We start from the raw sequence: 21,018 nt of genomic DNA, 5'->3' as shown, positions 1-21,018 counted from the left end.
TTCCGGTGTGGGGCCGGCCACTGCTCCCGGGCGGCCCCACGGCGGCCTCTTCAACTCCTCAGCTCACACCACACCGTCTTGCCGTCGGGCCCCTGCACCACGCCCCAGCACTCGGCCAGCGCGTCGACGAGCGCCAGACCCCGCCCCGACTCCTCCGACTCCGTGGCGGAGAGGAGAACGGGCACCGCGCGCGGATCGGGATCGGTCACCTCGATGCGCGTACGGCCGTTGAGCGCCGCCGTACCGATGACGCGTACGGTCACCGGTGTGCCGTCGCCCACGTGGTCGATGACGTTGGTCAGCAACTCGGTGGCGCACAGACGCACGTCGTAACCGTGGTCGCGGAGCTGGTGACGCAGGTCCGGCGCGGCCTTCGGTGTCGCCGTCAGGTGGAACTCCAGCGACGTCATCATCGGTCCGCCGCCTTCCGCAGCACGGCGGCGAGGGCCTGCGCCGTGGTCGTGTTGCAGTTCCCGAGCGTGACGAGTCCGGGGCCGTACGTCCCGGCGAAGCTCGGCAGGTCCACCTGGAGGGACGGGAGCGTGATGCCGTGCAGGGCGAGTGCGGCGCGTAGTTCCTCTACGCGGAGGGCGACGGTGCAGGGTGCGGGGGAGTGGTCGGGCATGTGGGGGCGCAACCTTCTATGCGATGTGTGACGAACACCTCACAGAGTGTCGCCGTGCTCGCTACCGTGAAAGGGGTTTCGCGTTCGCGATCACGCCAGCGGAGGAGGACGAGCGATGGCTCGCGGCAAGGACATCGACGGTTCGATCAGCGTCCCCACCTTCTACGGCAAGGAGTTGCGGTGGAAGAGGGAGGCGGCGGGCTTGTCGCTGGAAGCGTTCCTTGAGGGCAGCTTCTACGGCAAGACCTACCTCAGCGACATCGAACACGGCGAGCGACGCATGCCACTCGACTTGGCTCGGCACGCGGACCGGGTCCTGGGCACGGACGGCTTCTTCGAGCGGCGTTGCGAGGACGTGCGGAAGGCGCGGAGGACCGGGCATGCGGCGTACTTCGAGAAGGTGCTGGAGGCGGAGAAACATGCCCTGACTATCGAGGAGTGGAGCCCAACCCTCTTTCCCGGGCTGCTTCAGACTCCGGCTTACGCGCGGGCCGTCATCCTGACAGGTCTCCCGCTGTCCTTGGACGCCGAAGTGGAGGAGAAGGTCAACGCCCGAATGGCGCGAGCCGACCTCTTCGAGGCGAACCACCACACCCCGGAGTACTGGGTGGTCCTGCACGAGTCGCTGATCACCGACCCGCTCTTGGGGCCCCGAGACATGAGCGCGCAGCTCGACCGCATTGCGGAGCTGGCGGACCGTCGCCGGATCACTCCGCAGATCGTTCCGTGGAAGGAGAAGGCGTATCCCTTGATGGCCGCCTCCATCATGACCATGACGTTTCCGGATGCCCCGCCGCTCGTGTACACCGAGGCGTCCTACACCGGTGACACCATCGATGATCCAGTCTTCGTGGAGCAGTACCGCAAGGCATACGATCGGCTCAGGGCCGTCGCGCTGTCACCAGACACGTCCCTCGCCATGATCAAGGCCGCGGCAGAGGATTTCCGAAATGGCAAGCAACCGGAACGACTTGAGTGAAGCTCTCTGGTTCAAGAGCAGCTACAGCAACGAAGACGGCGGCAACTGCGTCGAAGTGGCTGCCGACTTCCCTGGCGCAGCCCTCTGGCGCAAGTCGAGCTACAGCAATGAAAGCGGCGGCAACTGCGTGGAGGTCGCCGACAACATCCCCGGCCTCGTCCCCGTCCGCGACTCCAAGTTCCCCGACGGCCCGACCCTCACCCTCGCCGCCACCGCCTGGGCCCTCTTCATCGCCTCCCTCAAGTCGCAGTAACTGGTGACGCGGGCTCACGTGTCGCACACCGTGGTCGCGACGCTGCCGTCGGTAGTGTCTTGCCGTGATCTCCAAGGGACGGCACCAAGACGGCGATGTCGCGGCGGCTTTGGACCGGGCGAGGAGAGCGGGTTGCCAGGTGGTGCCGGACAAGAACGGGCATCGATGGGGGTGGGTGGTGTGCTGCTCGTGCGGAGCACGTCACATCGTCTCGGGCACCCCGAAGAATCCTGGCAACGAGGCAAAGCGTATTGACCGGTTCGTCCAGGGCCACCAGCACTGAAAGGGCCGTCGTCGTGTCCGAGTGGAGCTTCACCCTCCTGGTCAACCAACCCCTCACTCCCGAGCAAGCCGACGCCTTCGACCGCTGTGACGCCTTCGCGGACGGTTCGGTGTCCTACACGCTGGGCCCCGAGAACCCTGACGACTACCCGCACCGCCCGGACCCGGACACGCTGCGGGAGCTGTCGTGCGACATCGAGGCCCCGACGCTCCTGGACGCCGTCGCGCAGGTGGCACGCGACATCCGGCTCATCCCGGGGCTGCGGGCGGTCGGTGTGCGCTATGACGACACCGTGACGTTGGCGGAAGCGGCCCAGCGCTGTGGGCAGGAGCTGTCCGAGCCGGCCCGACGCCCCGGGTTCCCGGAGCCGGTAGCCGACCCCGGCGGGACGGAGTTCTACTCCTGGCGCGAGATCGCCGCATGGCTGACCCGCGCCGGTCACGTCGTGCCCGAAGAGCCCCGTGACCTGGTCGTCGCCGATCGTGCCCTGCGGCTCGCCGACGCGCTCGAAGGCGCTGATGTGTCACCGGGCACCCTGCGTGCCCTCGGGCTGCCGAGCGTCCGGTGACGTGAAGGGGGCGTGAGGCAGAACCCCACGCCCCCGGTCGGCGCGGCGACTCAGTGTCGCCGGAACGACTGCACGTACCCGTTCGCCGGTGAGCCGACGCCCGTCACGTCGTCGTAGCCCTTGACCGCCGACAGGGAGCTGTCCTTGCCGAGGGAGCGGGCGGAGTAGAGGAGGCCGTCCTTCGCGTCGAGGCCGTTGGCGAAGTCGACGCGGGCCACCGCGAGGCCGGAGCCCGTGGGGTTGTCCGTGACGTCGTGGTAGACGCCCCGCTCGCCGTACTTGGCGTAGATCGCCGGGTTGGCGAAGCCGAGGGGCGCACCGCCGCGGGCCTCCTGGGCCAGGGCCTGGACCGCCGCGATGACCGGCGCCGCCAGCGACGTGCCGCCGATGCGGTACTCGCTGTACTGCTCCGTGCCGTCCGGGAAGGTCTGCGTCTGGCCGACCAGGAACCCGGTGTTCGGGTCGGCGATGGCCGCGATGTCCGGGACCACCCGGTTGCCGGTGGCGTTGTTGGCCTTGGCCAGGGAGTCGGGGACGACGCCCTTCTGGTAGTACGGCTGCGGCACCGTCGCGCTGGTTCCGCCGCCCGCACCGGAGGTGAACGCGCCGGGGAAGTTCTGCCAGGTCTTGCCGTCGGCCGACAGCGACGCCTTCTCGGTGCCCCAGCCGGTCTCCCAGAGGTACTTCTCGCCCTTGCCGACCGCCAGCGAGGTGCCGCCGACCGCCGTCACCCACGCCGAGTTCGCCGGGGTGTCCACCTGCTTCGTCCCCGTGTTGGCGACCTCGTCGCCGTTGTCGCCGGAGGAGAAGTAGAAGCCGATGCCCTGCACCGCGCCGAGCTGGAAGACCTGGTCGTACGCGGCGGCGAGGTCCGGCGTCTGGTTGGCCTCGATGTCGCCCCAGGAGTTGGAGACGATGTCGGCCAGGTGGTTGTCGACGATCTTGCCGAGGGAGTCCAGCAGGTCGTCGTCGTAGCAGGAGGCCGCGCCGACGTACGTCACCTCGGCGTTCGGGGCCACCGCGTGGGCCGCCTCGACGTCGAGGGTCTCCTCGCCGTACCAGCCGGCCGCGCCGCACTCCTCGGTCTTGGTGTAGTTCTTCGGCAGGACCTGGTGGAGCTGGCCGGTCTTCCAGGCCGCGTCGCCGTTCTTCGCCGCGTAGGCGGCGGCGTCGTAGGCGATCGTCGGGGAGGCGTACGCGTCCGTGATCGCGATGCGGACCCCGCGGCCGGTGTACGTGCCCGCGCCGTACGCGGCGCGCAGCTGCTTGCCGGTGTAGCCCTTGACCGCGTACGGGATCTTGCCGCCGTAGGCGTCCGGGAGCGTCGTGGCGAGCTTCGATCCGTAGTACGACGAGAACGGGCCCGCGTTCTTGAACACCGCGTCCGGCGGGGGCAGCTGGTCGGCGTGGCGTGCCTTGTGCGGGGCGCTGTCCAGGCCGGTGACCGTGAGGACGGCGCCGTTCAGGGAGGCGGGGGCGGAGGCCGTCGCGGCCGGGGCGCGGTAGGTCTTCGAACCCTTGGCGAAGTCGTGCAGCTGGGTGCCGAACGCCTTCTCGGCGGCGGCCACGTCACCGGAGACGGCGACGTAGCGCGGGGTGACCTCGGTGACGGTCAGGCCGGCCGACGTCAGCCAGGAGGTGACGGCGGCGACCTGCGCCCTGGTGGCGCCGAAGCGGGCCTGGGCCTGCTTGGCGCCGAGATACTTGCCGTAGAGCGGGGAGGCGGGGTCGGACACCGCCTTGGCGTAGGCGGCGAGGCCGGCGGCGTCCCGGCCGGCCAGGTAGACGCGGGCCTTGACCCGGGCGCCGTCCGGGGTCGCGCCCCGGTCCGCCCGGGCCGTGGCCCACAGCGGCTTGGTGCCCTTCAGTGCGTCCCGTGCGGGACCGCCGGCGGCGTGCGCCGCCGGTATGCCCAGCGCCAGCGCGCCGGCGATCATCGGCAGTGTCGCTGCCAAGCTCACACCGGCGCGTATGGTGGCGCGGTCGGATCTCATAGAACCCCCTGCGATGCGGTTCGCATGCATGTAGTGGCTGGTGCGTCATGCGATCCGCGCCCGGTCCGCGGCGGTTCGGCCGCGCAATGGATCACACGCTGGGGGTCACTCTTGCGATGAACCGTTCATGCCAGGGGAACGTGGAAGTCAAGAGAAGCTCAAGCCGCGTTCAGGTCAGGCGATTTGGCCCCTTGTGTCACGAACGGGGCCGCGCGCCCCGCTCCTTGAGCATCCCCGCCATCAGCTCGATCTCCGACTGCTGCGCCTCGACCATGCCCTGCGCGAGCCGCTTCTCCGCCCCGACCGCGCACTTGTCGGCACAGCCCTCGGCCATGTGGATGCCGCCCTTGTGGTGGGCCGTCATCAGCTGGAGGTAGAGGACCTCCGCCTGCTTGCCGTTGAGCGACCGGAGCTTGGCCAGCTCGGTGTCGGTGGCCATCCCCGGCATCAGCGCGCCGTCCTCGCCCGGGGGCATGTCACCCATGCCCATCCAGGTCATCGGCGGATCGGCCGACACCTTCGGCAGCCCCCACAGGTCCAGCCAGCCCAGCATCATCCCGCGCTGGTTGGCCTGCGTCTGCGCGATGTCGTACGCGAGCCGCCGCACCTCCTCGTCCTTCGTGCGGTCCCGCACGATGTACGACATCTCGACGGCCTGCTGGTGGTGGACGGCCATGTCCCGGGCGAAGCCCGCGTCGGCGGACCCGGCGTCCGGCGTCCGCGGGCCGTCGCCGTCCTGGGCGACGGCGTAGGTGACCGCGCCGGCCGCGACGAGCACCGCCGCGGCGGTCCCGGCGACCCAGCCGAGGGAACGCCGGCTCACTTCATGACCCCGCCGGTGCACGAGGCGCCCGGCTCGGGCGTCTGCTTGCCCTGGACGTACTCGGCGAAGAACTTGTCCACTTCCGGGTCCTTGGCGCTCTTGACCGCCACCTGGTGGCCCCAGGCCGACAGCAGCAGCGGGGCGTCCTGCTTCTCGTACGGGCTGATCAGCGAGTACGGCGTGTTCTTCACCTTCGCCGCGAGCGCGTCGACGTCCGCCTTCGGCGCCTTGTCGGTGTACGTCACCCAGACCGCGCCGTGCTCCAGCGAGTGCACGGCGTTCTCCTCCGGCACCGGCGCGGTGTAGACGTCGCCGTTGCAGTTCAGCCAGACCGGGTTGTGGTTGCCGCCGACCGGCGGGTGCATCGGGTACGACACCTTGGTCGTCACGTGCGTCCGGGCCAGCTTGCCCGACCAGGTCCGCACCCCGTCCTTGCCGGTGGTGAAGTGCCCGGAGTCGCCGGAGCCCTTCGCGTCACCGCTCGCGGTGGAGTCCTTGTCGCCGGACTGGGAGTTCACGAGCACCACGCCGCCGACCACGAGCCCGGCGACGACCACCACGCTGGCGGCGATGACGAGGATCCGGTTGCGGCGTTCCCGGGCACGCTCGGCGCGCCGCATCTCGTCTATGCGCGCCTTGCGCGCCGCGGTGCTGTTGTTCTTGCCGGAGCCCATGAGACGTGTCCTTCTGGAGGGGAGCGGGTGGGGACGGTGGGGCTCGCTGATCGTAATGCGGAAAGGGCCGACTTCCGTAGGGACCGCACAGCACACGGATGATTTGGCGCCAGGATGCGCGTTGCCTACGCTCGCGGTATGCGGCTGTTGCGCTCCACCGACCTGGCCCTGCGCGTCCTGATGCGACTCGCGGTCGCCGCCGGCGCCACCCCCACCACGCGTCAGGTCGCCGCCGACATGGAGGTGCCCTACACGCATGCCGCGAAGGTGGTCGCCGAACTCCAGCACCTCGGCCTGGTCGACGCGCGCCGGGGACGGGGCGGCGGGCTGGCGCTGACGGAGAAGGGGCGCACGGCGTCCGTGGGCGCGGTGGTGCGCACCTTCGAGGGCGAGGGCGACGTGGTGGACTGCGAGGGCACGCCGGGCTGCCCGCTGCGCTCCGGCTGCCGGCTGCGGGGCGCGCTGCGACGGGCCCAGGAGGCGTTCTTCGCCACCCTGGACCCGGTCACGCTCTCCGACATCGTCACCGACCCGACCGGCCCCCTGCTGCTCGGCATCTCCCGCGGGCCGGCGGGCGGGGACTGAGCCGGTCCCCGGCGGTCGGGTTCAGTAGCGTTGTGCCTTGGCGAGAACAGGCGTCAGACGCGGCTCGGGCGGCTGGTGGCTGAAGACGATCGGCTCTTCCCTGCTGCCCGACTCGAGCCCCTCCGCGCCGGTGTACCGGGTCTCGACGACCTTGCCGTCCGCGTTCTTGAAGTCGACCTGTACGGCGTACGACGCCGGGCCGTCCGTCTTGTTGGTGATGGCGACCCGGACGGCGAGCACGCCCCCGGTCTCCGCCCGGGGGATCCCCGTCATGCCCACCTCGGCGAGGGCGTTGCCGCGGCCGTCGACCTTCTTCAGTTCCCTCTCCGCCGCGGCGCTCCTGCGCCGGGTCTCGGCCTCCACCGACGCCTCGAACTCCGAGGCGCGCGCCGAGGCCGACGAGGCCGCCGCGGAGGCCGAGGCCCGGGCCGAGCCGATGGCCGCGGACGCCGAGGACGCCAGGGCCGACGGCAGTTCTCCGCTGAAGGATGAGGCGTTCGGCGTACGGGGAGTGCCGGTACGGGGTGAGGAGCCGGTGTCCTGACCGCCGCCGCAGCCGGTGAGCGCGCCGGCGAGCAGGACGCCGCCGAGGGCGCCTCCCGCGGCGATCCGGCGCGCGCTCCCGGCGGGGCCGGCGAGTCGTCGTGTGGGCATGGTGCCGTCCAGGGGGTGGGGGGTGTCGTGCCCTCATGGTCGGCGAGGCACCTGCCGGGTGCTACTCGAACGGTCCGGCGGGCCGGCCGCCGGGGCCGCGCGTCCACACGTGCGGACGCGCGGAAGGTGCCGGGGACCACCCGGTGCCGCACAGTGGTGGCATCCGCTCCCCGGCCCCCGGGGGACGGCAGGCCGCAGTCCCGCCGCCGGCCCCGGCGGCCGGTCGGGGCTCGGCTAGCCCTGGGCCAGCCACAGGTCGGGGCCGAACACCTCGTAGTGGATGTCGGCCGGGGCCACGCCCTTCTCGATCAGCCCGGCGCGGACGGCGCGCATGAAGGGCAGCGGGCCGCACAGGTACGCGCGCGTGCCGGGCCGTACGGCGATGTCCGCCAGGTCGACCAGGCCGGTGCGGGTGCCGGGCTCGGCGTCCCGCTCGTAGAAGAAGTGCACCTCGGCGTCGGCCAGCTTTCCGGCGTAGGCCGTGTGGTCGGCGCGCAGGGCGTGGTCGGCGGGGGAGCGGTCGCCGTGCACGACGGTGACCGGGCCGCGGTGGCCGCGGGCGGCGAGGTCGGCCAGCATCGCGATCATCGGGGTCACGCCGATGCCCGCCGAGGCGAGCAGCACCGGGGCGGCGTCACCGGCGTCCAGGACGAGGTCGCCGTACGGCTCGGACAGCTCCAGGACGTCACCGGGCCGCACGCGCGCGTGCAGGTGGGCGGAGACCTCGCCGTCGGGGGCCGTGCCGCCGTGCACCCGCTTGACGCTGAACTGGCGCACCGACTCGGCCGGCGCGCCGGTCAGGCTGTACTGGCGGATCTGCCGGGCGCCGTCGGGCAGGGTGACGCCGACGGAGACGTACTGGCCGGCGCGGAAGGGCGTCACCGGGCCGCCGTCCGCCGGGCGCAGCCGGAAGGTGGCGACGTCCGCGGTCTCCTCGATCCGCTCGACCACCTCCCAGCGGCGCGGGCCCGGGCCGCCGCTCTCCTCGTAGAGCCGCTTCTCGATCGCGACGAGCGCGTTGGCCATCAGCCAGTAGACCTCGTCCCAGGCGGCGGCGACCTCGGGGGTCACGGCCTCGCCGAGGATCTCGGCGATCGCGGCGAAGAGGTGCTCGTGGACGACCTGGTACTGCTCGGGCGCCACGCCCAGCGAGGCGTGCTTGTGGGCGATGCGGGCGAGCAGGGCGTCCGGCCGCCGGTCGGGGTGGGCGACCAGGTGCGTGGCGAAGGCGGCGATGGAGTCGGCGAGGGCCTGCCGCTGGGTGCCGGCGGCCTGGTTGCCGCGGTTGAACAGGTCCCGCAGCAGCTCGGGGTGGGCGGCGAAGAGGCGGTCGTAGAACCGCTCGGTGATCTCGCCGATGGCCGCGCCGACGGCGGGCAGGGTGGCGCGGACGGTGGCTGCGGACTGTTCGGTCAGCATCGGGACTCCTCGGAGAACTCGGCTGATCATCACGGTAGGAAAATTGGCATCTGAGATGCAAATTAAAGGGGCGTGGTGTCGGTCACGGGGGAAGCGGACCGGCCGTTACGGATACCGGTGCGAACAGGCAAGATGGGCGAGAGCGCAGTACATCCGCCGTACGGGAGGCGTTCAGCACGTGGACGCATCCGCGATCAAGGTCCGCAACGCGCGCGAAACGGTGTTGTGGTGGGATGCTCAGGTGCCCGACCGCCTCCCGCGGTATGGGGGACAGGCGGCCTGACCAGCAAGGATGGGGAAGCGGAAGATGGACAAGCAGCAGGAGTTCGTGCTCCGGACGTTGGAGGAGCGCGACATCCGGTTCGTACGCCTGTGGTTCACGGACGTGCTGGGCTTCCTCAAGTCCGTCGCCGTGGCCCCCGCCGAACTGGAGCAGGCCTTCGACGAGGGCATCGGCTTCGACGGCTCCGCCATCGAGGGCTTCGCCCGGGTCTACGAGTCCGACATGATCGCCAAGCCGGACCCGTCCACCTTCCAGGTGCTGCCGTGGCGCGCGGAGACCCCCGGCACGGCCCGCATGTTCTGCGACATCCTCATGCCGGACGGCTCCCCGTCCTTCGCCGACCCGCGCTACGTCCTCAAGCGCGCCCTCGCCCGCACCTCCGACCTGGGCTTCACCTTCTACACCCACCCGGAGATCGAGTTCTTCCTGCTGAAGGACCGCCCGCTGGACGGCTCCCGCCCCACCCCGGCCGACAACTCGGGCTACTTCGACCACACCCCGACCAACGTCGGCATGGACTTCCGCCGCCAGGCGATCACGATGCTGGAGTCGATGGGCATCTCGGTGGAGTTCTCCCACCACGAGGGAGCGCCCGGCCAGCAGGAGATCGACCTGCGCTACGCCGACGCGCTGTCCACCGCCGACAACATCATGACCTTCCGGCTGGTCATGAAGCAGGTGGCGCTGGAGCAGGGGGTGCAGGCGACGTTCATGCCGAAGCCGTTCTCCGAGCACCCGGGCTCCGGCATGCACACCCACCTGTCGCTCTTCGAGGGCGACCGGAACGCGTTCTACGAATCCGGCGCCGAGTACCAGCTCTCCAAGGTCGGCCGCTCCTTCATCGCGGGCCTGCTGAAGCACGCCGCCGAGATCTCCGCGGTCACCAACCAGTGGGTGAACTCCTACAAGCGCATCTGGGGCGGCTCGGAGCGCACGGCGGGCGCCGGCGGCGAGGCCCCGTCCTACATCTGCTGGGGCCACAACAACCGCAGCGCCCTGGTCCGCGTCCCGATGTACAAGCCCGGCAAGACCGGCTCCGCCCGGGTGGAGGTCCGCTCCCTGGACTCCGGTGCGAACCCCTACCTGGCCTACGCCGTTCTCCTCGCCGCCGGCCTCAAGGGCATCGAGGAGGGCTACGAACTCCCGCCGGGCGCCGAGGACGACGTCTGGGCCCTCTCCAACGCCGAGCGCCGCGCGATGGGCATCGAGCCCCTGCCGCAGAACCTCGGCGAGGCCCTGACCCTCATGGAGAGCAGCGACCTGGTCGCCGAAACCCTCGGCGAACACGTCTTCGATTTCTTCCTGCGCAACAAGCGCCAGGAGTGGGAGGAGTACCGCAGCGAGGTCACGGCCTTCGAACTGCGGAAGAACCTGCCGGTGCTGTGACGTCCGGACGTGCGGGGGGCCGGCGTTCGCGAACCGCCGGCCCCCGTACGCGTCACTCCCGCCGCAGGCACTCGATCTCGTAGTCCCCCGTGTCCTCGTCGATCGTCACGCCGTGGGTCTCGCTGCGGAAGCCCGGGAAGCGGCGGTCGAAGGTTTCGAGGGCGGTGAGGTAGCGCAGGAGGGGGCCGTCGGGGGTGCCCGTGGACTCGCCGGGCATGAGGACCGGGATGCCGGGCGGGGTCACCGTGACCATCGCCGCCGCCACCCGGTGCGCCGCGTCGGCGATGCGCACGCGCTCCGTGCCGCCCCGCACCAGCCGCTGGTAGCAGTACTGCGGCGGGTGCACCGGCTCCGGCAGCTCCCGGAACGCGGTGTCCAGCAGTTCCACCAGGCGGGCCGAGCGCAACTCGTCGTGCATCTCCTGGCACAGCTGCCGCAGGGTCGTCCCCGAGTAGCGGCGCGGATGCTCGGCGACCACCTCGGGCAGCACCCGGTCCAGCGGGGCGTCGGAGTCGTAGAGGGCCTTGAAGTCCATCAGGGCGTCCAGCAGCGTGCCCCACTTGCCCTTCGTGATGCCCATGGAGAACAGGATCAGCGTGGTGTAGCTGTCGGTCTTCTCGACCACGATGTTCCGGGTGGCCAGGTACGCCGTGAGCACCCGCGCCGGGATGCCCTCCTCGGCCATCTCGCCGGTCGCGCCGATCCCCGGACAGGTGAGCGTGACCTTGACCGGGTCCAGCATGCAGTGGCCCTCGGTCAGGTCGGGGAAGCCGTGCCAGGCCGCGCCCGGCTCCAGCAGCCAGCAGGACTGCTCCCGGCCCAGCAGCTCCGGCGGGGCCTCGTCGAAGGCCAGCCGCTCGCCCGTCGCCGGGTCGGTGACCTCCACCGGCTGCCAGACGCCGAAGAACCACGGCGGCCGGTCCCCGGCGCTCGCCACCCGCCGCCCCAGCCGCACCATCTCCTGCCGGAACCGGATCGCCTCGGTGACCGCCTCGTCCACCAGCCACTCGCCCTGCGACCCGTCCATCATCGCCGTCGCCACGTCCAGCGAGGCGATCATCGGGTAGAGCGGGGAGGTGGTGCCGTGCATCATCAGGACCTCGTTGAACCGGTCGTGCTCCACCGGGGCCCGGGGCGCCGGCCGCACGTGAACCATCGCCGACTGCGACAGCGCGGCCAGCAGCTTGTGCGTGGACTGGGTGGCGAACACCGTCGGCCGGTCCGGGCCGGGGAAGGACGCCTCGTCCACCGACATGCCGTACCGGCCCGCGTACAGCGGGTGGAAGCGGGCGTAGGCGAACCACGCCTCGTCGAAGTGCACCCGGGGCGTGCTGGCCGCGAGCGCCTTCGCGGCCGGTACGGCGTCGTAACTCAGGCCGTCGTAAGTCGAGTTGGTGAACACCACGTACTGGGGATCGCGGGAGGCGGCGCCCTCGGCGAGGGGGTGCGCGGCGATCCGGGCCGCGATCGAGTCCGCCGCCAGCTCGGCCGGGGGCAGCGGCCCGGCCAGGCCGTAGCCGTTGCGGGTCGGGATGAGGTAGACCGGCCGGGCGCCGGAGACCACCAGCCCGTGCAGCACCGACTTGTGGCAGTTGCGGTCCACCAGCGCCAGCTCGTCCCGGGTGACGCTGAAGTGGCCCACCAGGCGGTTGCAGGTGGAGTCGCCGTGCAGCACGAAGTAGGTGAGGTCGGAGCCGAAGACGCGGGCCGCGTTGCGCTCGGCCTCGCCGATGGGCCCGGTGTGCTCGAACAGCGAGCCCAGCTCCTCCACCGAGATCGACAGGTCGGAGCGCAGCAGCCGCTCGCCGAAGTAGTCGTGGAAGGCGCGCCCCGCGGGCGACTTCAGGAAGGCGACGCCCCCGGAGTGGGCCGGGGTGTGCCAGGAGTACTCGTGCGCGTCGTGGAAGTGGCGCAGCGCCCGGAAGAACGGCGGCAGCACGTCCTCCCGGTAGCCGCGGGCGGCGCTGGTGACGCGGCCCGCGATGAACCCGGGGGTGTCCTCCAGGGGCCAGACGTACCCGACGACCGTCTCCGACACCCACAGCGGCAGTTCCTGCATGCCCTCCTCGGCGGCCATGACCAGGAACACCGGCAGATCCCGGTAGCGCCGCCCGATCCGGCGCAGTACGGCGGCCCCGCCCGGGTCCCCGTCGACGGTGCCGGCCGGCCCGGCGAGCGCCGCCCCGGGGCCGTCGCCCGCCCGCGCGCCCCCGGGCAGGTCCCAGGCGACGAGGGCCGCCGCCAGTCCCGCCTCGGTGCGCAGCACCGCGTCGGCGTCCTCGGCGGTGACGGCCCAGCGCACCCCGAAGCCGTCCGCCTCCACCGCCTCCCGGATCTTCCGCAACTGCTCGGCGCCGGCGCTCTCCGCTCGCGGGTGCTCCGGCACCGCCACCAGGATCCTGCTCTCGCTCATCTGGTGCCCTGCCCTCTCCCGGCGGCCGCCCGGCCGCCGCCGCGGAAAGTCTCCGGGGCGGCCCGCCGGGCGGCCGGGCGGCGGCGACGGCAGATCACCTCGATGGCGCACAACCCCGCCCCCGCGCCGACGCGGGCGCGCGGCTATCCGAGGTACGCCGGCGACACGGCGGCCCGGCTGATCGCGCGTGCCCGGCCCGAACCGTCCGCCGGGACCTCGTACAGGTCGGCGCCGTAGTCGCCGGGCAGGGCGTACACGAGCGTGCGCGCGTCGCGCCACACCGCCTGGTCGTCGACGCTGCGCGGCTCGGCGAGCGCCGTCTCGCGCATCGTCCGCAGATCGAGGACGTACAGCCGCCACGGCGCGTCCTTCGGCAGCCCCGCCACCCGCTTCTTGTACGCGACCCGGGTGCCGTCCGGCGACAGCGACGGGCACTCGACGTTGGCGTGCAGGGTGGTGACCGTACGCGCGCGCAGGTCGCCGCGGACCAGGTACGTGCGGCCCTTCGTCGCCAGCGTGGCGTAGAACGTACGGTCGTCGTCCGCGAACGTCACCCCCCAGAAGTTGACGTCCGCCGCCCGGTAGGCGCGCCCGTCCTTGACGATGCGGAACGCCTCCAGCGAGGGGATCAGCTCCCCGCTGCGGGTGTCCACGACCGCCGTCCGCGTGGAGAAGTCCGTCCCGGCGTACGAGTCGCCGCCCACGAACGCCGTCCAGGCGGCGAAGTGCCCGGTGGGGGAGACCCGGGCGCGGGAGGGGATGCCGGGCACGTCGTAGCGGTCCCGGACGCGCAGGCCGGCGTCCAGGACCAGCGCGCGGTAGGTGTCCGACACGGGTCCGTGCACGGCCTGGAGGCACACCCCGGTGCCCGCGGCGGCGTGGAACCGCAGGCACTTCAGCCCGGCGGCGGTGCGCGGGCCGTCCGGATCCCCGGCCGGGACGGTCGTCAGCTCGTCCCGGTGCGGCCCCCACGCCAGGTTCCGGAACACCAGCCGCCCGACGGCGCGCAGCGACACCTCGCCGGACGTGACGCGCGGCCCGCCCGCCTGGACGTGGTCCCGGCGCTCCGCCCGCGCGGAGGCGTGCAGTACGGCGGCCAGAGCGACCGCCGCGAGCACGGCGACGGCCGCGACGAGGACCAGCACCCGGTTGCGTACGCTCACGCGCCCACCACCGCCCTCGGACGCAGCGTCAGGGCGAACGCCACGCACCCCGCGAGCGCCGCCGCCGCCCCGGCCAGCGCCGCCCGGTCGCCCCACACCGTCCAGGCCGCGCCGAACAGCAGCGAGCAGGCGAACCGGGTCAGCGCCTGCCCGGTCTGTACGACGGCCAGTCCGGAGGAGCGCAGCCCCTCCGGCACGCTGTCGGAGGCGGCGGCCATCAGCACCCCGTCGGTGGCCGCGTAGAAGCAGCCGTGCAGGGCGAGCACCAGCCAGGGCAGCGCCGTGCCGTGCCAGGAGCCGAGCAGCAGCCCGTACCCGGCGAGCAGGGCGCCGTGCCCGGCGAGGAAGACCGTCCAGCGCCCCACCCGGTCCGCGAGCCGGCCGAGCGGCATCGCGAGCAGCAGGAACGCGGCGGCCGTGCCCAGCGGCAGCAGCGCGAACCAGCGGTCGGGCACCCCGAGCCGGCGCTGGAGCAGCAGGTACACGAAGGAGTCGCTGACCGTGGCGAGGCCCAGCAGCATCGCGCACACGGTGATCCGGCGCAGGTCGCGGCGGCGCAGCAGGGCGAACGCGGCCCGCAGCGTCGGCCGCCGGCCCGCCGGGGCCGCGCCCCGGGCGCCCGGCACGAACAGCACCAGCACCAGGACGCCCAGCACGGCGACGCAGAAGCTGACGGTGAACACCGCGTCGTACCCGTCCACGGTGGCCCGCAGGATCAGGAACGCCGCCAGCGGGCCGAGCAGCGCCCCGGCGGTGTCCATCGCCCGGTGCACCCCGAAGGCCCGGCCGCGCGTCGCGGGTGTGCTGGACAGCGAGATCAGCGCGTCCCTGGGCGCCGTCCGCAGCCCCTTCCCGGTCCGGTCGGCGGCGAGCACGATCCCGATCGGGGTCAGCGAGTGCGCCACCAGCAGCAGCGGCTTGCACACGGCCGAGATGCCGTAGCCCAGCCCGGCGACCCACTTGTGGCGCCCGCCGCCCCGGTCGGCGAAGTGCCCGCCGACCAGCCGGACGAGCGCCGAGAACCCGTTGTACACGCCGTCCAGCAGGCCGAACCCCAACGGTGACAGTCCCAGCGCGGTCACCAGGTACAACGGCAGCACCGCGGTCACCATCTCCGACGAGACGTCGGTGACCAGGCTGACCGTCCCGAGCGCGAGCACGGTCGGCGCGAGGCCCGCACGGCGCCGCCCGGCCGGGGGCCGGACGGCGTCATGAGCGGACGTACTGGCACGGCTGTCCGCTACGTACACGTCAGGACGCCCAGATGCCGGTGATGTCCTTGGCGGAGGCCGCGTTGCCCGCGTGCGTGCCCAGCCCCTGCGTGTCCTCCAGGGTGCGCAGCAGGTCGTAGTGGTTGTACGTGGTGTCGGAGGAGGACCCGGCGGCGACGGGCTGCCCGTAGAACACCGTGGGGATCCGGTTCCCGCTCAGCCGGTTGTCCTCGTCGAACGTGACGACGAGCAGGCTGTTGTGGGTCTTGGCCCAGGTCGCGTACGCGCCCAGCTTGTTCTTCAGCCAGGTGTCGCCGGTGGACACCGAGCAGTCGTGCATGTCGCTGCACAGGTTCGGCACCACGAAGGACAGCTGGGGCAGCGTCGAGTAGTCGGTGGGGAACTGCGCGAACGTCCTGGCGCTGGACGTGGGCACGTTGGAGAACCCGAACCACGGGTTGTGCTTGCGCGCGTAGTCACCGCTGCTGCACGTCGTCGACCCCTGGCTCGGCAGGGTCTCGTTGTAGCTGGCCCAGCTGCGCCCGGCGGCGATCATCTCGGACGCGAGGTTGGGCGCCTTCGAGAAGCCCGGGGTGTAGCAGCTGTCGTCGGTGATCCCCTGGGTGGACCCGGAGAACATCGCGAAGTAGTTCGGCTGGCTCGGGTGGGTCTCGGCGTACGACTGGGTGAGATTGGCACCGCCCGCCTTCAGCGAGTTGAGGTACGGCGCGCTGGACGACCCGATGACCTGGCTGTACGCGTGGTTCTCGAAGACCACGACGACGACGTGGTCCGGACTGGGCACGACGCCCGCGGCGTGCGCGGACTCCTGGCCGAGCCCGGTCCACAGCCCGACCGCGGCCGCGGCGAGGGCCGCCGCGGCGGCCACCGCGGCACGGGCACGGCGGTACACGGAACTGCCGGACACATCAACCTCCGGAAATGGATGGACGGCTGGCGGTGCGGACAGAGCATGCACACGCCAACACTCTCGCGCCCCACGCGGGCCAACCTCGTGGGTGAAGACCGGATGAACGCCGGGTACCCCCGCCCCCATGGCGGACATCCTCATCGGCACCTGCGGCTGGACCGACCCCCACCTGCTCAGCAGCGGCTGGTACCCACCGGGCCACCGCGACCCCGAAAAACGCCTGCGCCACTACGCGACCCGCTTCCCGCTGGTGGAATCGGACTCCCCGTACTACGCCCTGCCCTCCGCCCGGACCACCACCCACTGGGCGGAGCGCACACCCCCGGGCTTCCGCTTCGACGTCAAGGCGTTCTCCTTCCTCACCGGCCACCCCACCCGCCCCGCGGCCCTCCCCCCGGACCTGCGCACCCACCGCCGCGACGAGGCCCTGCGCACGGAGATCTGGAACCGCTACGCCGAGGCCCTGGCCCCCCTCCTCCACTCCGGCCGCCTCGGCACCCTCCTCTTCCAGTACCCGGCCTCCCTCCACCCCGGCCCCGAGGCCGAGACCTTCATCCGCACCGCCCGCGAACGCGCCCAGGGCTGGCCGTTCGCGGTGGAGTTCCGCGACCCCGCCTGGTGGCACCCCGGCCACGCGGACCGCACGGCCGCCTTCCTCCGGGACCTGAACGCCACGGCGGTCGCGACGGACACCCCCGAGGACCGGCACCCCGTCCCCGTCACCACCCCCCGCCTGGCCGTCGTCCGCTTCCACGGCCGCAGCCCCCACTGGCGCACCGGCACCAAGGAAGAGCGCTTCCGCCACACCTACACCGAGCGGGAACTCACCGAGTGGCTCCCGCGCATCCGCACCCTGGCGGAGGCATCGACCGAGCTGCACCTGCTCTTCAACAACTGCTGCGGGGACGCGGCCCCGAGGGCGGCCGAGACGATGCGCGAGCTGCTGCTCGCCGGTGGGCTCCCGCACCAGAGGGGGGCGACGGAGGACACCCCGACGGGTCCGTAGGGGAAGCGCCGCGGCCGGGCGGCCGTACCCGGCGCGGGAACGGGGGAGGGACGCACCGCGGTACCGCGGGCGCGCACGGCGGGAAGGGGACACGAGGGGCCGTGTCCGCCCGCGGCGGCCGGCCAGAAGTCCGGCAACGCGCCCGGAGACGGGGCGCCGCCGGACCGGGGACGGACACCGCCCGGCACGGCCGGCGCCGCACGCACAGCGGGCGCAGCCGCACGCGCCGCCGCGGGCGCGAGGGCACGCGCCCACCCGTGCGGGCCGCCGCGGGCACCGAGCCCCGCCACGACGCACCCGCGGGGGCCGCCGCCGCGCGGCCCGCGCCCGCACGGGCAACGCGACGCACCCCGGACGGCGAATCACCGCCACCCCCACCACGGCCGAAGGCCGCCCCCGCCCCCTCCGGTTAGGCTCTGGCCAGGACAACGCACACCCCCCCAAGGAGGCCACGGACATGACGCCGGGGCGCAGAAGCAGCACCTTCACCCGTCTGCTCCGACACGGCTTCACCGACCCCTCCGCGGCCGAACGCCTCCTGGACGGCCCCGAACTGGCGACCGTCCGCGACGATCCCGTCCTGCTCGAAGCCCTCGGCGCCACCGCCGACCCCGACCTCGCCCTGGACGGCCTGGTCCGGCTCCTGGAGGCCCAGCCCACCCCCGCCGCCCACCGGGAACTGCTGGACACCCTCATCGCGGCCAAACCCCTCCGCGACCGCCTCCTCGGCATCCTCGGCGCCTCCACCGCCCTCGCCGACCACCTCGCCCGCCACCCCTCCGACTGGCACGCCCTGGTCACCTACGAACCGCACGACCTCCACCCCGGCGTCACGGAGTTCGAACAGGGCCTCGCCGGGGCCACCGACCCGGTCGCCCTCCGCGTCGCCTACCGCCGCTGCCTGCTGTCCATCGCCGCCCGCGACGTCTGCGGCACCACGGACGTCGCCGAGACCGCCGCCGAACTCGCCGACCTGGCCACCGCCACCCTCCGCACGGCCCTGGCGCTCGCCGAGGAGGCCGCCCCCGAGGACGCCGCCGCCTGCCGCCTCGCGGTGATCGCGATGGGCAAGTGCGGCGGCCACGAACTGAACTACGTCTCCGACGTCGACGTGATCTTCGTGGCGGAACCGGCGGAGGGCACCCCCGAACCCCAGGCCCTCAGGTCCGCGACGAAACTCGCCTCCCACCTGATGCGGATCTGCTCCGAGACGACGGTGGAGGGCTCCATCTGGCCGGTGGACGCCAACCTGCGCCCCGAGGGCCGCAACGGCCCCCTCGTGCGCACCCTCAGCAGCCACGTCGCCTACTACCAGCGCTGGGCCAAGACCTGGGAGTTCCAGGCCCTCCTCAAGGCCCGCCCGGTGGCCGGCGACCCGGCCCTCGGCCAGGCGTACGCCGACGCGCTCGGACCCCTCGTCTGGCAGGCGGCCGAGCGGGAGAACTTCGTCCCCGACGTGCAGAAGATGCGCCGCCGCGTGGTGGAGAACATCCCCGCGGCCGAGGTCGACCGGGAACTCAAACTCGGCCCCGGCGGCCTGCGCGACGTGGAGTTCGCCGTCCAGCTCCTGCAGCTGGTGCACGGCCGCACCGATCCCGCCCTGCGCAGCGGCACCACCCTGGACGCCCTCGGGGCCCTCGCCGCCGGCGGCTACGTCGGCCGCGAGGACGCGGCCCGGCTGAACGAGGCGTACCGCTTCCTGCGCCTGCTGGAGCACCGCATCCAGCTGTACCGCCTGCGCCGCACCCACCTCGTCCCCGAGGCGGAGGCCGACCTGCGCCGCCTCGGCCGCTCGCTGGGCCTGCGCACCGACCCGGTGTCCGGGCTGGTCCGCGAGTGGAAGCGGCACAGCACCGTCGTACGGCGGCTGCACGAGAAGCTGTTCTACCGCCCGCTGCTCGACGCGGTCGCCCAACTCGCGCCGGGGGAGGCCCGGCTGAGCGCGGAGGCGGCCAGGGAACGCCTCATCGCCCTCGGCTACGCCGACCCGGCCGCCGCCCTGCGCCACCTGGAGGCGCTGGCCTCCGGCGTGTCCCGCAAGGCGGCCATCCAGCGCACCCTGCTGCCGGTCCTGCTCGGCTGGTTCGCCGACTCCGCCGACCCGGACGCCGGCCTGCTCAACTTCCGGAAGGTCTCCGACGCGCTCGGCAAGACGCCCTGGTACCTGCGGCTGCTGCGCGACGAGGGCGCGGCGGCGGAGAACCTCGCCCGCGTCCTGTCGGCGGGCCGCCTCGCCCCCGACCTGCTGATGCGCGCCCCGGAGGCCGTCGCCCTGCTCGGCGACGGCGGCGGCGACGGCGGGGGCCTCGCGCCCCGGCGGCGTGCCGCGCTGGAGCAGGAGGTCCTCGCGGCCGTGGGCCGCGCGGAGAACGCCGCGCAGGGCGTCACGGCGGCCCGTGGCGTCCGCCGCCGCGAGCTGTTCCGCACCGCCGCCGCCGACATCGTCGGCTCCTACGGCACCGAGACCAACCCCGCCGAGGCCGACCAGGGCGCCCTGGTGGACCGGGTCGGCGCGGCCGTCTCCGACCTGACCAAGGCCACCCTGGCGGGCACCCTGCGCGCGGTCGTCCGGGAGGGCTGGGGCGACACCCTGCCCACCCGGTTCGCCGTCATCGGCATGGGCCGCTTCGGCGGGCACGAGCTGGGCTACGGCTCCGACGCCGACGTCCTGTTCGTGCACGAGCCGAGGGAGGGCGTGGCCGAGCAGGAGGCATCGGCCGCCGCCAACCGGGTCGTCGCCGAGATGCGCCGGCTGCTCCAGCTGCCCAGCGCCGACCCGCCGCTGCTCATCGACGCCGGCCTGCGCCCGGAGGGCAAGTCGGGCCCGCTGGTGCGCACCCTCAAGTCGTACGAGGCGTACTACCGCCGCTGGTCCCTGGTGTGGGAGTCCCAGGCGCTGCTGCGGGCCGAGCCGGTGGCCGGCGACCCCGACCTGGGCCGGCGCTTCGTCGAGCTGATCGACCCGCTGCGCTACCCGGCCAAGGGACTCACCGAGGAGGCCGTGCGCGAGATCCGCCGGCTGAAGGCCCGCATGGAGTCCGAGCGGCTGCCGCGCGGCGCCGACCCCAAGCTGCACACCAAGCTGGGCCCCGGGGGCCTGTCCGACGTGGAGTGGACGGTGCAGCTGCTCCAGCTCCGCCACGCCCACCGCGTGCCGGGCCTGCGCACCACCCGCACCCGCGAGGCGCTGGCCGCCGCCCGCGCGGCCGGGCTGCTGTCCGCCGAGGAGACGGAGATCCTGGACGAGGCGTGGGTGCTGGCGAGCCGGGTGCGCAACGCGGTGATGCTGGTGCGCGGCCGGGCCGGGGACACCTTCCCCACCGAGCCGCGCGAGCTGGCCGCCGTGGGCCGCTACCTCGGCTACGGCGCCGGTCACGCCGGCGACATGCTGGACGCCTACCGCCGCACGGCCCGCCGGGCCCGCACGGTCGTGGACGACCTGTTCTACGCGGACTGAGGGGCACCGGCACCGCCCGGGGCCCGGCGCGCGGCCACCCCGCGCACCGCCCCGGCCCCACCTCGCACGGACCGGCCGCGATCCCCCGGCCCCGGAGCCACCTCTTACGGGCCGGCCGCGCTCACACCGCCCCGGGGCGCCGCCGCGACCGGCCGGACCGCGCCGGGCCCGGCCGCACCCGGACGGCGCGGAGGGCACGGTGGGCACCGGCCTCGGCGCCCACCCGCCCCGCACGGTCGTGGACGGCCTGTTCCGCGCGGACGGAGGCCCCGAACGGTCGTGGACGGCCTGTTGCGCCCACCCGTCGGCCC

Annotated in this window: 18 protein-coding genes; 7 read left to right on the top strand and 11 right to left on the bottom strand. The window is 73.0% G+C overall.

Going from position 1 to position 21,018, the window contains the following annotated elements:
* Positions 1-50: 50 nt before the first annotated feature.
* Together ACZ63H_RS24040 and ACZ63H_RS24035 are read right to left on the bottom strand one after the other, a co-directional pair.
* Positions 51-413 (bottom strand): ATP-binding protein, encoded by a 363-nt coding sequence (locus tag ACZ63H_RS24040; protein ID WP_469868191.1) that lies wholly within the window; start codon positions 411-413, stop codon positions 51-53.
* Entirely contained in the window at positions 410-625 is a 216-nt protein-coding gene (locus ACZ63H_RS24035; protein ID WP_469868190.1) for a hypothetical protein, read from the bottom strand. The genes ACZ63H_RS24040 and ACZ63H_RS24035 overlap by 4 nt, the downstream gene beginning before the upstream one ends.
* 115 nt (positions 626-740) lie before the next feature.
* Here ACZ63H_RS24035 and ACZ63H_RS24030 point away from each other — a divergent pair, with 115 nt between their 5' ends.
* From ACZ63H_RS24030 to ACZ63H_RS24020, 3 genes are all read left to right on the top strand, one after another.
* Positions 741-1,604 (top strand): helix-turn-helix domain-containing protein, encoded by an 864-nt coding sequence (locus tag ACZ63H_RS24030; RefSeq protein WP_469868188.1) that lies wholly within the window; start codon positions 741-743, stop codon positions 1,602-1,604.
* Complete coding sequence (locus ACZ63H_RS24025; RefSeq protein ID WP_469868186.1) at positions 1,576-1,857, top strand: DUF397 domain-containing protein; 282 nt, start codon at positions 1,576-1,578, stop codon at positions 1,855-1,857. The genes ACZ63H_RS24030 and ACZ63H_RS24025 overlap by 29 nt, the downstream gene beginning before the upstream one ends.
* Before the next feature lie 296 nt (positions 1,858-2,153).
* Positions 2,154-2,708, top strand: a complete 555-nt coding sequence (locus tag ACZ63H_RS24020; protein WP_469868184.1) for a hypothetical protein — start codon at positions 2,154-2,156, stop codon at positions 2,706-2,708.
* Between the two features lie 50 nt (positions 2,709-2,758).
* Here the strand turns inward: ACZ63H_RS24020 and ACZ63H_RS24015 are convergent, their stop codons facing one another.
* The 3 genes from ACZ63H_RS24015 to ACZ63H_RS24005 all read right to left on the bottom strand — a co-directional run bounded on the left by ACZ63H_RS24015 (position 2,759) and on the right by ACZ63H_RS24005 (position 6,199).
* The gene (locus tag ACZ63H_RS24015) at positions 2,759-4,702 is read right to left on the bottom strand and encodes a S53 family peptidase (RefSeq protein ID WP_469868182.1); all 1,944 of its coding nucleotides are present in this window, start codon (positions 4,700-4,702) and stop codon (positions 2,759-2,761) included.
* A gap of 196 nt (positions 4,703-4,898) precedes the next feature.
* The gene (locus tag ACZ63H_RS24010; RefSeq protein ID WP_469868180.1) at positions 4,899-5,525 is read right to left on the bottom strand and encodes a DUF305 domain-containing protein; all 627 of its coding nucleotides are present in this window, start codon (positions 5,523-5,525) and stop codon (positions 4,899-4,901) included.
* Positions 5,522-6,199 carry a DUF3105 domain-containing protein gene (locus tag ACZ63H_RS24005; RefSeq protein ID WP_469868178.1) on the bottom strand — a complete coding sequence of 226 codons (678 nt, stop codon included), beginning with the start codon at positions 6,197-6,199 and terminating at the stop codon, positions 5,522-5,524. The genes ACZ63H_RS24010 and ACZ63H_RS24005 overlap by 4 nt, the downstream gene beginning before the upstream one ends.
* Positions 6,200-6,337: 138 nt before the next feature.
* Here ACZ63H_RS24005 and ACZ63H_RS24000 point away from each other — a divergent pair, with 138 nt between their 5' ends.
* Positions 6,338-6,784 (top strand): RrF2 family transcriptional regulator, encoded by a 447-nt coding sequence (locus ACZ63H_RS24000; protein ID WP_469868176.1) that lies wholly within the window; start codon positions 6,338-6,340, stop codon positions 6,782-6,784.
* A 21-nt stretch (positions 6,785-6,805) separates the two neighbouring features.
* On the opposite strand, the gene ACZ63H_RS23995 is transcribed toward ACZ63H_RS24000, so the two are convergent.
* On the bottom strand, positions 6,806-7,438 hold the full coding sequence (locus tag ACZ63H_RS23995) for a hypothetical protein (RefSeq protein ID WP_469868174.1): 633 nt from the start codon (positions 7,436-7,438) through the stop codon (positions 6,806-6,808).
* A gap of 234 nt (positions 7,439-7,672) precedes the next feature.
* Positions 7,673-8,857 carry a globin domain-containing protein gene (locus ACZ63H_RS23990; RefSeq protein ID WP_469868172.1) on the bottom strand — a complete coding sequence of 395 codons (1,185 nt, stop codon included), beginning with the start codon at positions 8,855-8,857 and terminating at the stop codon, positions 7,673-7,675.
* 307 nt (positions 8,858-9,164) lie between these two features.
* Between ACZ63H_RS23990 and glnA the strand changes: the two genes are divergently transcribed.
* The gene (gene glnA / locus ACZ63H_RS23985; RefSeq protein ID WP_469868170.1) at positions 9,165-10,526 is read left to right on the top strand and encodes a type I glutamate--ammonia ligase; all 1,362 of its coding nucleotides are present in this window, start codon (positions 9,165-9,167) and stop codon (positions 10,524-10,526) included.
* Positions 10,527-10,578: 52 nt separating this feature from the next.
* Here the strand turns inward: glnA and ACZ63H_RS23980 are convergent, their stop codons facing one another.
* From ACZ63H_RS23980 to ACZ63H_RS23965, 4 genes are all read right to left on the bottom strand, one after another.
* Positions 10,579-12,939 carry an Orn/Lys/Arg family decarboxylase gene (locus ACZ63H_RS23980; protein ID WP_469868168.1) on the bottom strand — a complete coding sequence of 787 codons (2,361 nt, stop codon included), beginning with the start codon at positions 12,937-12,939 and terminating at the stop codon, positions 10,579-10,581.
* A 143-nt stretch (positions 12,940-13,082) separates the two neighbouring features.
* Positions 13,083-14,102, bottom strand: a complete 1,020-nt coding sequence (locus ACZ63H_RS23975; RefSeq protein WP_469868166.1) for a TolB family protein — start codon at positions 14,100-14,102, stop codon at positions 13,083-13,085.
* Complete coding sequence (locus ACZ63H_RS23970; protein ID WP_469868164.1) at positions 14,099-15,352, bottom strand: MFS transporter; 1,254 nt, start codon at positions 15,350-15,352, stop codon at positions 14,099-14,101. Before ACZ63H_RS23970 ends, ACZ63H_RS23975 begins: the two co-directional genes overlap by 4 nt.
* A gap of 1 nt (position 15,353) precedes the next feature.
* A complete protein-coding gene (locus ACZ63H_RS23965; RefSeq protein WP_469868162.1) occupies positions 15,354-16,241 on the bottom strand; it encodes an alkaline phosphatase family protein in 888 nt (295 codons plus the stop codon).
* 127 nt (positions 16,242-16,368) lie between these two features.
* Between ACZ63H_RS23965 and ACZ63H_RS23960 the strand changes: the two genes are divergently transcribed.
* The gene (locus ACZ63H_RS23960) at positions 16,369-17,250 is read left to right on the top strand and encodes a DUF72 domain-containing protein (RefSeq protein WP_469868160.1); all 882 of its coding nucleotides are present in this window, start codon (positions 16,369-16,371) and stop codon (positions 17,248-17,250) included.
* A 457-nt stretch (positions 17,251-17,707) separates the two neighbouring features.
* Positions 17,708-20,707, top strand: coding sequence for a bifunctional [glutamine synthetase] adenylyltransferase/[glutamine synthetase]-adenylyl-L-tyrosine phosphorylase (locus tag ACZ63H_RS23955; RefSeq protein WP_469868158.1), 3,000 nt, complete (start codon positions 17,708-17,710; stop codon positions 20,705-20,707).
* The last annotated feature ends 311 nt before the right edge of the window (positions 20,708-21,018 follow it).

Source organism: Streptomyces sp. NPDC104831 (assembly GCF_055583025.1).
This window is presented reverse-complemented; position numbering and strand designations above follow the sequence as displayed.